The following is a 13,666-nucleotide window of genomic DNA, read 5'->3' on the forward strand; positions in this document are numbered from 1 at the left end:
ATGAAAAGCGGAATGTATATATGTACACTTATTCAATACAAATTATTCGCTTAGATTATCCATACAGTCTGTCATTCCGTAGAAATCTAGGTTGATTTTTTTTAATTTGGATAATAAATTAATGATAAATAAGGAGTTGGATTCCTGCGGAATGACAAACGTTGTGTTTTATTATTTTCCGTTTTAATTTATACCATAAAAGAATTCAATAGGAATGGGCTTCAGCCCATTTATCAAAGAAATAAACCTTTCAACGGCTTTAGCCAAAACCTGTACAGGCTGCTCCTATTATTTCTTATAATAATGATGCGGAAAAGCCTCTTCCGGTTTCATTCTGAAAACATTCAGCAAAATCCAGGATTTCAGAAACCCATATCCGTAGGAAAACATCTGAATATAAGTGGAGATAACCGCCATACCGGCAATACTAATATTTTTAGTCAATAATAACGCATGAAAAAACACCAAAAAAGTGTACAATCCATAGAAGGCCAGTATGATCCCTCTATGCATTATAAAATACTCCAGAAAGCCCATCATATAGCCCAACATAAATAAGGTAGGAAACGCAAAAGAAATCTTCACATAATTCGGATGTCTCTGATTAAGGATCGGTCTTGCACAGCCAAACTGATAGACCTGCTTGGAGAATTTACCAAAATCAACTCTACGTTTATGATATACTGCAATATCATCAAAAAAAGCAGTGGTAAATCCGTTTTCCCAAAGGGTCATGGATAGATCCGGATCCTCTCCTATTCTCATTTCAGAAAATCCGCCTACTTTCCTAAAGACCTCTTTTTTCACGCCCATATTAAAACTTCTGGGTTGAAATTTGGAAACTGCCTTTTTACTTCCTCTGATTCCTCCGGTTGTAAAAACAGAAGTCATGGAATAGGAAATAGCCTTCTGCATCAGATTAAATCCTTTATGAGCCTTATCCGCTCCTCCAAACGCATCACAAGGAATGGTAAGGATATCGTTTTTAATATGTTCAATATAATCTTTTTCAACAATGACATCACTGTCTACAAATACCAGCCATTCATTTGCTGCTCTTGCCGCCCCATAATTTCTTGTCAGTCCCGGTCCTGAATTATCTTTTCTGAAATATTTAATATCCAATCCCTGTTCAAAGTTCCTGATGGTAGGTTTCAGATCGATCAGAGAACCATCATCTACAATAATGATCTCAAACTCCTTATCTGTCTGCTGGGTAAGAGAGGTAAGCAACTCAAAAAGTTCGTCTTTTCGGTTGTAAATGGCAACGACAATGGAAATAGTAGGCTTCAAATTGAAAATTTTTCAAAATTACTTATTCGCAGAACAACCTACAAACAGTTTAACAGCTTATTCAGAGAAATTAACGAAGTGGCTTTTTATCTTTCTCAGAAAATGGATTTTACAAATGAAATTCTGAGCCAAGACATTTGACATTTTAAACAAAATAAAGCTAAGGAATCCATCATAATTTTGCTTTAGAAATTAAAACAACAACAAAATGGAATCTATTATCAGCACAATGCAACAACCTATTCAATCAGGATTTAATGCTTACTCAACAGCTCAGGAAGTCATAAAGGGAATTGATCTTACCGGAAAAACAGTTATCATTACCGGCGGGTATGCAGGAATCGGCCTTGAAACGACAAAAACCCTTACCTCCGCCGGAGCACATGTCATTATTCCCGCAAGAGATATTGAAAAAGCAGGAAAAAATCTTTCAGGAATTGAAAATGTTGAACTCGAAAAAATGGATCTGATGGATCCGGCATCTATTGACGCTTTTGCAGAAAAATTTGTATCGTCAGGCAGAAGCCTGGATATTCTCATTAATAATGCGGGCATCATGTGGGTTCCTCTCCGCAGGGACAGCAGAGGTATCGAATCTCAATTGGCAACCAATTACCTTGGGCAGTTTCATCTTACCGCAAAATTATGGCCGGCTCTGAAAAAAGCAGATGGAGCAAGAGTTATAAGTGTTTCTTCATATGGTCATCAGATGGCTCCTTTTGATTTTGAAGACCCGAATTTTGAGAAAAGAGAGTATGACACGCTTTCCGGATATGGACAATCTAAAACAGCCTGTAATCTGTTTGCCGTGGAACTTGATGAAAGAGGAAAAGAATTCAATATCAGAACGTATTCTCTTCATCCAGGTTCAGTCTATGGTACTGATCTGGGCAGAGAAGAACCTATCGAGCTTTTTAAGCAACTCGGAACGCATGATGAAAATGGAAATATCAAACCGGAAGTTGAAGCACGTTTAAAAACCATTCAACAAGGAGCTGCTACTACGATCTGGTGCGCTGTAAGTCCCCAGCTTAACGGAATCGGCGGAGTTTATTGTGAAAACTGTGATATTGCAGAAATCGACAGAGGGCAAATTGAACACAGGTTTGATGAACCGGCTACCATCCGTGGGGTACAGCCTTATTCTATTGACAAAAAAAATGCAGAGCAATTATGGAAATTGAGTGAAAAGATGTTGGGATTTAACTTTGACACCAAATAATTGTTTTTAGGCAATTATATACAATCCTACACTAATCCTTCTATCTTTTTATGACACTGTCATTCTGAATGTAACGCAGTGAAATGAAGAATCTAAACTTTACATGAGATTCTTCCTTCGTCAGAAATCGAAGATTCGACGTAGTCCATGACAATGGTGTAAAATTCTATATAGTCGCCGTTTTTTAAATACATTTGTAATGAAAAACTTTTGACAATGGATTTCCAGATACAATACCTCACGCCGGATATCAAGCTTTCCAGTTATGATGATAAGCTGTTCAAAACAGAAACGGTTTTTGAATATCATATGCTGGTCTGGTTCATATCAGGAGAAACGAAAATTATCCAGGCAGACAAAACCTATATTTTCAAAGCCGGAGATCTATTTCTGATTCCGAGAAATCATCTTGCCACGATTATCAATTATCCAAAAGACGGGCTTCCTCATAAAGCAGTAGTGATGCATCTTACCACAGAACGGTTGAAAGCATTTTACAGCGCTGTTGACTATCAAAAGAACAACAGTCCACGGGAATCCAGCATTCACAGTTTCAGCAGTCATCCGCTTCTGAACAGCTGTCTTGCGTCACTCATTCCTTATTTTGAGATTGAAGGATCATTTCCTGAGAATATCGCTCACCTGAAGATCACTGAAGCCATCAGTATTTTAAGGGAAATTGATCCGGATATAGATCATGTACTCGCTGATTTTGATGAACCGGGAAAAGTGGATCTTATTAATTTTATGGAAAAGAATTATATGTTCAATATGTCTTTGGAACGATATGGCTATCTGACGGGAAGAAGTTTATCTACTTTCAACAGAGATTTCAGAAAGATTTTTCAAACAACACCACAGCGCTGGCTTACGCAAAAACGTCTTGAACTGGCCTATTATCAGTTATCAGAAAAGAATAAAAAACCTTCCGATGTTTTTCTTGAAGTAGGTTTTGAGGACCTGTCGCATTTTTCACATGCTTTTAAAAAGCAGTATGGATTTGCTCCTTCACTGGCCAGATAAGATAAAAGAGGCTGCACACATAAGTACAGTCTCTTTTTATTATTTTAATTCAACTGAATTCTATTGCAGTTATTCTTTCTGTTGAATATCCGGATCTTTTAGCTCTTTCTTTTGAGATATTACATTATGATTTAAAGCCTTTCTTTTAAGTTTTGAGCCTGATGATTTTGATCCGGAGCTAAACAGGCCAAATACATCCAAAACCACATCAAATATATCTAAAAAATTCCAGGACATCGCTAATCTTTATTTTCCTCCAGCTTATGTACTTTCTTCGTTCCTTCATACATTTCGTACTGTAAAAATCTCGTTTCCAGCTTCCCGTTGAAAAGTTTGATCTTTCTTGAAGGGCGTAAACCAATTTTCTTCACGGCTTCAAGATCAGAAGAGATCAGCCATGCTAATGTATTCGGATAATTAGTTTTGAAGGTATCTCCGATTTTCTTGTAGAAATCATCATCATTAATGGAAATTCTCTCGTCATATGGAGGATTGAATACCATCAATAAAGGGAAAAGTTCCTTTTTAGACTCAAAGAAGTTTTGTTTTTTAATCTCAATAACATCTTCCATTTCTGCCGCTTCTACATTCATTCTTGCAGCGTTCAGCATTCTTGCATCAATGTCATATCCAACAATTTTCCCATCAAACTGTCTGACTCTGTTGATTCTGAATTCTTTAATTTTCGAGAACAATTCTGCATCATAATTATTCCAGTTCTGGAATCCGAATCTCTTTCTGAAGATCTGAGCCGGAAGATCCATAGCAATCATAGCCGCTTCAATCAGCAATGTTCCGGAACCGCACATAGGATCAAGGAAATTTCCTTTTCCGTCCCATCCTGCCAGCTGAAGCATTCCGCTCGCCAGCACTTCATTGATAGGAGCTTCTCCCTGTTCTCTTCTGTACCCTCTTTTAAACAAAGGATCTCCTGAAGAATCCATTGAGATCATCACCAATTCTCTGTCAATATGAAGATGGAATTTAATATCCGGATTTCTCGTTTCTACATTCGGACGTCTTTTAAATTTTTCCTGGAAATAATCCACGATAGCATCCTTCATCTTTAAAGTCACAAACTGTGAATGTTTGAATGTTTCAGAGTTTACGGTGGCATCAATAGAGAAAGACTGGTCTACATCCATGAAGTTTTCCCACTCAAACTTGAAAAGTCTGTCATAAAACTGATGCTGGTTGAAAGCCTTGAACTCATGAATGGGCACCAGAATTTTCAATGCTGTTCTTGCAGAGTAATTGATCTTGTAAAGAAAACCCAGATCTCCTTCACAATTTACCGCCCTGTTTTTAATTTCAACATTTCTTCCACCCAATTTTTTGATTTCTTCTGCCAGAATCTGCTCCAATCCGAAGAATGTCTTTATCTGTATTTTAATATTTTCTGTATCCATAAGTATGAATTAAAAGATTTAAAGTTTTAATAATTAAAAGATTAGCCCTCCAACTTCTTGTCCAATTGAATTTTTCAATCTCTTAATGTTGTAAAATACTTTGCTTTTAACCGCACAAATTTAGTTATTTTTGCATTATGGAATGGTTTGAATCTTGGTTTGATACCCCTTATTATCATTTGCTTTATAGCAACAGAGACTATACTGAAGCTGAAAACTTCATTAAAAAGCTCACAGCGGACCTTCAGCTTCCGCCTCAGTCGAAAATCATAGATCTTGCCTGCGGAAAGGGAAGACACTCTGTTTTCCTCAATAAATTAGGGTATGATGTTTTGGGACTGGACCTTTCAAGACAAAGTATTGAATCTGACAAAAAGTATGAAAATCAAACCCTCCTTTTTGAAGTTCATGATATGAGAAACCCAATTGATGCAGACCCGATGGATGCTGTATTCAATTTATTTACAAGTTTTGGATATTTTGACAATGAAAATGATGATAAAAAAGTATTCCAATCGGTTTACAATGTATTGAAGCCCGGAGGATATTTTGTGCTGGATTATCTGAATGAAGAGTATGTAAGAAAAACTTTAGTTCCTGAAACAGCAATCACCCGCGGTGATATAGATTTCAGGATTCTTAAAAAGATAGAGGGCAGACATGTCATCAAAGATATCCGTTTTGAAGCAGACGGTAAACCTTTTCATTTCTTTGAAAAAGTAAAGCTTCACACATTAGAAGCCATTCATGCTTATGCTTCCGAATGCGGTTTTGAAAGAATAAAAATATGGGGAGATTATCAGCTGAATGAATTTAACAAAGAAAGTTCCCCACGTTGCATCAATTTATTTAAGAAAAAATAATGACAACAGTACTTTTACTGATTCTAAGTGTAATTACAGGAGTATTCCTGGGAAAACACTTTGGTAAAAAAGAAAAACTGGCCAAAAATCTACTGATCTTAAGTGCCGGTTTTTTAATTACAATCTGTCTCAATGAAGTTTTCCCTCAGGTCTATACCTCTGCAGGAAGCAATAATCTTGGGATATTTGTAATTGCAGGAGTGCTTCTACAAATGATTCTGGAAGCTCTTACCAAAGGTTTTGAACATGGCCACTTCCATCATCATAATGAACACAATATTCTTCCTGTTGCTTTAATGGTGGGATTATTCATCCATGCTTTCATTGAAGGAATCCCTCTTGCCAATGAAGAACACGAGATGTCTCCTTATCTTTGGGGAATTGTATTTCACAATCTTCCTATTTCATTTATTCTGGGAGCATTTTTATTCAACAGAAAAGGAGAATCAAAAAGTTCTTCATCTTATCCTTCTATTCTCATTGTAGCCTTATTTGCCTTGGCTTCTCCAATGGGAATGCTGTTAGGAAACTATTTCAATCCTGATCTTCAGCCCTATTTTCTGGCTGTCGTGGGAGGAATTTTTCTTCACATTTCATCAGTGATTATTTTTGAAAGTAATAAAAATCACAATATAGACTGGGTAAAAATCGGACTGGTAGTTTTAGGAGTCTCACTTGCATTGATGATGCATCTCTTCCATCAGCACCCTTCTGCTCATTCTCATTAAAAAATAAAAAAGCTCCGGAAAATTTCCGGAGCTTTTTATTGTATATAGCCTATCTAAAGCTTAGAATTTCCATCCTACTGTAAGGAAGAAATTGTTTCTGTTATTTTTAACCTCACTTGCTGCATATGCATCGCTTTCAAAGATGTTATTAGCAGAATAATAAGATGAATCAGAATTTCCGTCCATATATCCTCTCATAAAAGGGTTAGTGTACTTAGATGAGATATTCTGATAAGATGCATCTACATAGAATGATTTGAAATCATACCCGATACCGAAAGAAAGTGTATTTCTGTCACTTAGCATCATGTTGCTGTACGATTGATCTCCTACAGTACCTGCATCATTAAATCTACTGATCGTAAGAGCATCAAAAGGACTTGACTGGTAGGCATAACCTCCTCTCAGTCTGAACTGCTGTACTCTGTACTCAGCTCCTACTCTTACTTCAGAAAGGTTTTTGTAATTCTCCTTAAAGAAATCATTTAATGATCTTTCTGCACCGCCATATACTTTATAATCAGGCTTTGTAAGTCCAAGGGTATAGTCTACGTTCAAAGAGAAGTTTTTACTTGCTACAAAGGCAGCACTCACTGTTGCTTTAAGCGGTGAAGTAAACTTTCTGTTTTCAGCACCCATATCGTCCCCGTAAACAGGATCGTTATAGAAATAATAATTTCTGTCTATCGTCCAGAATGTAGGAGTTTCAAGAGATGCTCCCACCCTGAAGTTAGGACTTAGCTTTCCAATAACCCCTAATGAAGCTGAAAAACCAGAAGATCTTTCTGTATATGGAGTATCTTGTTTACTGAATCCTTCTGTGGAATTATTGGCCAGGTTTCGGTAAAATAAAGTATCATATTGATCAACTGAAGCGTTGAAAAAATTGAAACCTGCTCCTAAATATAAATTATGATTGTAATTCGCTCCTACCCCAAAACTCATCTTTGACAAATTACCATATCTTTCATAAATATGTCCTGCCAATGCTGCATCCTTGGTTATATCATCTTTATCAAAAGCGTAAACAACATTGTTGTTACCCGGTGATTGGATTACATTATCAAGAGACTGGTTGGAAAAATTAATACCGATATTAATAAACTTCCAGGCCGTTTCTGTCATCAGTGGGAAAGCAATGATCCCTCCTGCATTTCCAAGGTCTCCCTTGGTTTTGCTGTAGTCTATGGTAGATCCAGCTAAAGAGCTGCTGTTTTTATTGCCTAAAATAGATAAAGTTCCTGAAACCTCTCCTGAAATAGCTACCCCTAAACCTGCCGGGTTGGTAAGCAAAGAGTTTGCATCACCACCCAGTGCACCATTAGCTCCAGCCATTGCATTAAACTTAGCCGATCCCACCATAGGAGTACTTGAGTAAACATCCACGGTATTTCTTATCACAGAAACATCCTGAGCCTGCGCATAAAATGCAGCAGAAATACTCATTAATACTAAAGATTTTTTTAACATTATTTTTTAATAGTTTATTCGTTTGAAAATTATCTGAATCCACCTCTGCCTCCGCCGCCGGATCTCATTCCGCCACCGCCGCCAGAAGAACCGCCTCTGAAGCCGCCTCCACCGGAGTTGAAGCCGCCGCTAGATCTGAAACCTCCTGAATCATTAGATCTGAAGCCTCCACTATTGTTGTTTCTAGGCTGTGATTGTTGATAATTATAATTAGGTCTTGTCTGTGGTGCAGTATTACGGAATCCACCATTAGATTGAGAGTTTCTGAAACCACCATTTGAGTTGGAGTTTCTGAAGCCACCATTATCTGTGTTTCTAAATCCGCCGTTACTGTTTCTGAAACCTCCGTTTGAATTAGAATCTCTGAAACCTCCGTTATTTCCGTTTCTGAAACCACCATTCGTATTTCTGAAGCCTGAATTGGCTGTATTGGTTCTGTATACTGCGTTGGCTACACCCGTATTCTGGAATCCTCCTCCACTGGCACCGCTTCTTCTGTAAACAGGTCTGTTGTAGTATCCGCCACCCCAGTAACCGCCTCCGTATCCCCAATAAGGGTTTCCGTAACCGCCCCAGAATGGATCATAATATCCACCGTATCCCCAGTATGGACTTCCCCATCCGTAAGAGCCTCCCCAGCCCCATCCGAATGATCCGCCCCAACCCCAGGACAAACTTGCACCCCAGCCCCAGCCACGGTTCATGCCCCAGCCCCAATATGGGCTGTAACCACCATACCAGCCCCAAGGGGATCCCCATCCCCATGAATTGTCATAGTAGTTTGTCTGCGAACCTGCATAAAGTCCCCAGTCTGAATCGGTAGCATTGGAGCTCCAGTTGGTATTCGTACCACTCCAGTCATTATATCTGTTTTGCTGTTCTCTGGAATTCGCCTCTGCATTTTGAATAACATTGGAATCCTGATAATAGTCATAATATTCTCCTACTCTGTTTCCGCTATCATTGATGATAACTCCTTCAGGTAGCGTATCCTTATTGGGGTCGTAATACACCCCATCCGTCTCGCTATACCCTCCCATCTGAGCACCACAAGACACAAGTAATAATCCGCCTGATATTGCCAACACCCCTTTGGATCTTAGCAGACCAAGCAAATTTTTATGTATATTTCTTTTCATGATAACGTAAAAATTTTTAATTTAAATTATATTTGCAATCTGTACCAAAAATGTACCAAAATACTGGTAAAAAAATCTATCAAAAATAGATTTTTATTTTTAGATAACAATAATGTACAAAAGTTAAAAAAATTAAAAAAAATAATGGCAAAATTAACCTCAAGAAGCGAAGATTACAGCAAATGGTATAATGAGCTGGTTGTAAAAGCTGATTTAGCTGAAAACTCAGGCGTGCGTGGATGTATGGTGATCAAACCGTATGGCTATGCGATCTGGGAAAAAATGCGTGATGAAATGGATAAAAAGTTCAAAGAAACTGGTCACGTTAACGCATACTTCCCGCTTTTTGTGCCCAAGAGCTTGTTTGAGGCAGAGGAAAAAAATGCAGAAGGTTTTGCAAAAGAATGCGCTGTTGTTACTCACTACAGATTAAAAACCGATCCGGACAATCCATCCAAACTGATTGTAGACCCGGATGCGAAACTGGAAGAAGAGCTTATCGTTCGTCCTACTTCAGAAGCTATTATCTGGAATACCTACAAAAACTGGATTCAGTCTTACAGAGACTTACCGATACTGATCAACCAATGGGCGAATGTTGTTCGTTGGGAAATGAGAACACGTCTTTTCTTAAGAACTGCGGAATTCTTATGGCAGGAGGGCCACACCGCTCACGCTACAAAAGATGAAGCTGTGGAAGAAGCAGAAAAAATGAATAAAGTATATGCAGATTTTGCAGAAAACTTTATGGCAATGCCGGTAATTCAAGGGTTAAAAACACCTTCTGAAAGATTCGCAGGAGCTGATGAAACCTATTGTATTGAAGCATTAATGCAGGATGGAAAAGCTTTACAGGCTGGAACTTCTCACTTCTTAGGACAGAATTTCGCCAAAGCATTTGACGTAAAATTCACCAATAAAGAAGGAAAAATAGAACACGCATGGGCTACATCATGGGGAACATCAACTCGTTTGATGGGCGCTTTGATTATGACCCACTCTGATGATTTCGGATTGGTACTGCCTCCTACCCTGGCACCGATTCAGGTGGTGATTGTTCCGATCTTTAAAGGAGAAGAGCAATTAGAGCAAATCAGTGAAGTAGCGTTGGACATTCAGGCTAAACTAAGAGCTAAAGGTATTTCCGTGAAATTTGATAATGATACTCAGAACAAACCGGGCTGGAAATTTGCAGAATACGAATTGAAAGGAGTTCCTGTAAGAATCGCAATGGGACCAAGAGATCTTGAAAATAAATCTGTGGAAATTGCGAGGAGAGATAATCTGACCAAAGAAGTACGTTCTATCGAAGGTCTGGATTCTTATATCGAAGATCTATTGAAAACAATTCAGCAGGATCTTTATAACAAAGCTCTTGAATTCAGAAAAGATAATTTTACGAAAGTAGATACTTACGAAGAATTCAAAAAAGTTCTGGAAGAGAAAGGTGGTTTCATCTATGCTCACTGGGATGGTACCGCTGAAGAAGAAGAACAGATCAAGGATGAAACGAAGGCTACCATCAGATGTATTCCCCTAGATAATGATGTAGAAGAAGGGATTTCATTAGTTTCCGGAAAACCTTCTAAGAGACGTGTGTTATTCGCAAAAGCTTATTAAAAATTTTAATGATTTAAAAAAAAATCATTAAAATTTAAAGAAATATTCAAAAAAAAGTGACATTTGGACGGATTTTTGTTTAAATTTATCTCAACATTAATCAAAAAAATTTATTATTATGTCTTTAAATGTCATTGATTTAATTAAAGGACAATTAGGTCCCGCTTTGGTTTCACAGGCTGCCTCGCAGTTTGGAGAAAGTGAATCCGGTATTTCTAAAGCAATTGGTGGATTATTACCTGCAGTAGTAGGAGGATTGGCCAATAATGCAGATAAGCCTGGCGTTGTGGATGCTATTACACAAGCCTCTTCAAGTGGAATTTTAGGAAATTTATTAGGCGGTTCGTCCAGCAATCCTATTATTTCTAACTTGTTGTCTTCAATTTTTGGAGATAAAGTAAGTGGATTAGTTAATTCCATTGCTAGTTTTTCAGGAGTAAGCAATACTTCTGCCAGTTCTTTGTTAAACCTGGTGACTGGAGCTACAGTAGGCACAGTTGGAAAATATGCAGCAGACAATAATTTGGGTGCTTCAGGTATTTCCAGTTTACTGAACGATCAGAAAGGCATTATTTCTTCCTTATTGCCGGCAGGTCTTTCTTTGGCTTCCTTTGGATTAGGAGCTGAAAATTGGTTTGGCCAGGCGAAGGAAACTGTTTCTTCGGTAACTTCTACTGCTAAAGATAACATCGCAGAAGGTGTAGCTACAGCAAGAGAAAATGTTTCTGAAGGAGCTAGAGAAGTAAGAGAAAGATTTGAAAATAATAACAATAATAATCAAGGTGGAGGCTCCATCTGGAAATGGTTGCTTCCGCTTTTACTGTTACTGGCAGCCGGGTATTTCTTGTGGAAACAGTGTGAGAAAAAACAGACCACTACCACCACTACTGTTACGTCTGACTCTGCTACAACCAGTACTACAACAGATACTGCTACAACAGGAACTGCAACGCCTGTTCCGGCTACTGCTAAAACCGACGAAAACATTGATCTTAACGGAGTAATGTTAAAAGGTTATAAAGGCGGTATGGAGGATCAGATGATTACTTTCCTGAAATCCGGAGCTTACAAAAATGCAGCTGATGATTCAGCATTAAAAGATAAATGGTACGATTTCGACCATGTTAATTTCAAAATGGGAAGTTCTACTGAACTTGAAGCAGGTTCACAAGGACAATTGGATAACTTAGTGGCTATCCTTAAAGCTTTCCCTGATGCAAAAATCAAAATCGGTGGTTACACTGACAAAACAGGAAACGAAGCTTCAAACGTAAAATTATCAAAAGCCAGAGCTGAATTTATTAAAGCAGCTTTAGCAAAAGCTGGAGTTGGAGCTCAGGTTTTAGAAGCAGAAGGTTATGGAAGCAAATTTGCTAAAGTAGACGCAAAAGCTTCTGACGCAGAAAGAGCTGCTGATAGAAAAATGTCTGTAAGATTTGCAAAATAATCTTTAGATTCAATAAAAATTAGATCCCGGGAAGTAATTTCCGGGATTTTTTTGTGCCATGATTTCTCTGTTTACATTTATTTAATTAAATTTGTTAGTCATTTCTAACATTTATGAATTTCAATATAAAAAGCGCCTGGCGAAAAGATAAAACATCTCATTCCTTATCAGAGGTTTATTCATCCATCAAAGTTCCTAAAAATGCAAATTTCTGGAGAAAGTATCTTGCATTTGCCGGACCGGGACTGATGATTGCCGTAGGATATATGGATCCGGGAAACTGGGCTACAGATATTGCCGGAGGAGCTCAGTTTGGGTATACTCTGCTATCCGTAATTCTTATTTCCAATATTTTCGCAATGGTTTTGCAGCATTTATCTGTGAAACTGGGAGTTGTTGCAGAAAGAGATCTTGCACAGGCTTGCAGAGATCACTTCAGTCCTACTACCAATTTTATTCTCTGGGTATTTTGTGAAATAGCCATTGCCGCCTGTGATCTCGCAGAGGTCATTGGTTCTGCGATTGCATTAAACCTATTATTTCACATTCCGCTAACGTGGGGAATTGTCATTACCACAGTGGATGTTTTAATTATCCTTTTACTTCAGGCCAAAGGTTTCCGATGGATTGAAAGTATTGTAGGAGGGCTTATATTCATCATCCTCGCCTGTTTTGTCTATGAAATCGTTATTTCTAAGCCTGCTTTCAATGAGATTCTGGGAGGATTGGTTCCTCAAAAGGAAATTATTCAGAATCCTGCAATGCTTTATATTGCCATTGGAATCTTAGGAGCCACCGTAATGCCCCACAACCTGTATCTGCACAGCAGTATTGTACAGACCAGAGATTATAACCGGGATACGCAAGGAAAAAAAGAAGCCATAAAATTTGCTACCCTGGACAGCACGGTTTCATTGATGCTGGCATTCTTCATTAATGCTGCAATCCTAATTCTGGCAGCGGCCACCTTCCATACGACAGGGAACGAACATGTTGCTGACATTCATGATGCCTATAAAATGCTAACCCCTATTTTAGGAGCTTCCATGGCAAGTATTGCGTTTGCTATTGCACTATTGGCATCCGGACAAAACTCAACATTAACCGGCACTCTTGCAGGACAGATTGTAATGGAAGGGTTTTTAAATATCAGATTAAAACCCTGGCTGAGAAGGCTTATCACAAGACTTATTGCTGTAATTCCAGCACTTATTGTTGCGATCCTTTATGGCGAACAGGGAACGACCGAATTATTGGTTTTAAGCCAGGTTATTCTATCCATGCAGCTGAGTTTTGCTGTTGTCCCATTGGTTATGTTTACCAATGATAAAGCAAAAATGGGTGAATTTGTCAATAAACCGTTTCTTAAAATCTGCGTATGGGCAATTTCCATTATTATCATTGTTTTAAACCTGTACCTATTGTATCAGACGTTTACAGGAAAATAAAAAA

General features: G+C 38.1%; 11 protein-coding genes. 7 read left to right on the forward strand and 4 right to left on the reverse strand.

Features of this window, described 5'->3' with window-relative positions:
* Nucleotides 1-288 precede the first annotated feature (288 nt).
* Nucleotides 289-1,293 (reverse strand): glycosyltransferase, encoded by a 1,005-nt coding sequence (locus tag FN817_RS19510; protein ID WP_142719392.1) that lies wholly within the window; start codon nt 1,291-1,293, stop codon nt 289-291.
* Between the two features lie 208 nt (nt 1,294-1,501).
* On the opposite strand from FN817_RS19510, the gene FN817_RS19515 reads away from it, so the two are divergent.
* A complete protein-coding gene (locus FN817_RS19515; protein WP_142719393.1) occupies nt 1,502-2,515 on the forward strand; it encodes an SDR family NAD(P)-dependent oxidoreductase in 1,014 nt (337 codons plus the stop codon).
* A gap of 216 nt (nt 2,516-2,731) precedes the next feature.
* Entirely contained in the window at nt 2,732-3,538 is an 807-nt protein-coding gene (locus FN817_RS19520) for a helix-turn-helix domain-containing protein (RefSeq protein WP_142719394.1), read from the forward strand.
* Between the two features lie 239 nt (nt 3,539-3,777).
* On the opposite strand, the gene FN817_RS19525 is transcribed toward FN817_RS19520, so the two are convergent.
* Nucleotides 3,778-4,947, reverse strand: a complete 1,170-nt coding sequence (locus FN817_RS19525) for a THUMP domain-containing class I SAM-dependent RNA methyltransferase (protein WP_142719395.1) — start codon at nt 4,945-4,947, stop codon at nt 3,778-3,780.
* Between the two features lie 137 nt (nt 4,948-5,084).
* On the opposite strand from FN817_RS19525, the gene FN817_RS19530 reads away from it, so the two are divergent.
* Nucleotides 5,085-5,810, forward strand: coding sequence for a class I SAM-dependent DNA methyltransferase (locus FN817_RS19530; protein WP_142719396.1), 726 nt, complete (start codon nt 5,085-5,087; stop codon nt 5,808-5,810).
* Nucleotides 5,810-6,538 carry a ZIP family metal transporter gene (locus FN817_RS19535; protein ID WP_142719397.1) on the forward strand — a complete coding sequence of 243 codons (729 nt, stop codon included), beginning with the start codon at nt 5,810-5,812 and terminating at the stop codon, nt 6,536-6,538. The genes FN817_RS19530 and FN817_RS19535 overlap by 1 nt, the downstream gene beginning before the upstream one ends.
* A gap of 60 nt (nt 6,539-6,598) precedes the next feature.
* Here FN817_RS19535 and FN817_RS19540 read toward each other — a convergent pair whose 3' ends face one another.
* Nucleotides 6,599-7,984: an OmpP1/FadL family transporter gene (locus tag FN817_RS19540; RefSeq protein WP_228451614.1), complete on the reverse strand. Its 1,386-nt coding sequence runs from the start codon at nt 7,982-7,984 to the stop codon at nt 6,599-6,601.
* A 53-nt stretch (nt 7,985-8,037) separates the two neighbouring features.
* Nucleotides 8,038-9,147 (reverse strand): prolyl-tRNA synthetase, encoded by a 1,110-nt coding sequence (locus FN817_RS19545; protein ID WP_142719399.1) that lies wholly within the window; start codon nt 9,145-9,147, stop codon nt 8,038-8,040.
* Between the two features lie 144 nt (nt 9,148-9,291).
* Here FN817_RS19545 and proS point away from each other — a divergent pair, with 144 nt between their 5' ends.
* The 3 genes from proS (at nt 9,292) to FN817_RS19560 (ending at nt 13,662) form a co-directional block, all read left to right on the forward strand.
* Entirely contained in the window at nt 9,292-10,767 is a 1,476-nt protein-coding gene (gene proS / locus FN817_RS19550; protein ID WP_142719400.1) for a proline--tRNA ligase, read from the forward strand.
* A gap of 118 nt (nt 10,768-10,885) precedes the next feature.
* Nucleotides 10,886-12,214, forward strand: a complete 1,329-nt coding sequence (locus FN817_RS19555; protein ID WP_142719401.1) for an OmpA family protein — start codon at nt 10,886-10,888, stop codon at nt 12,212-12,214.
* Between the two features lie 113 nt (nt 12,215-12,327).
* Entirely contained in the window at nt 12,328-13,662 is a 1,335-nt protein-coding gene (locus tag FN817_RS19560; protein WP_142719402.1) for an Nramp family divalent metal transporter, read from the forward strand.
* Nucleotides 13,663-13,666: the final 4 nt, after the last annotated feature.

This window comes from Chryseobacterium rhizoplanae (assembly GCF_900182655.1).
Lineage (GTDB): Bacteria > Bacteroidota > Bacteroidia > Flavobacteriales > Weeksellaceae > Chryseobacterium > Chryseobacterium rhizoplanae.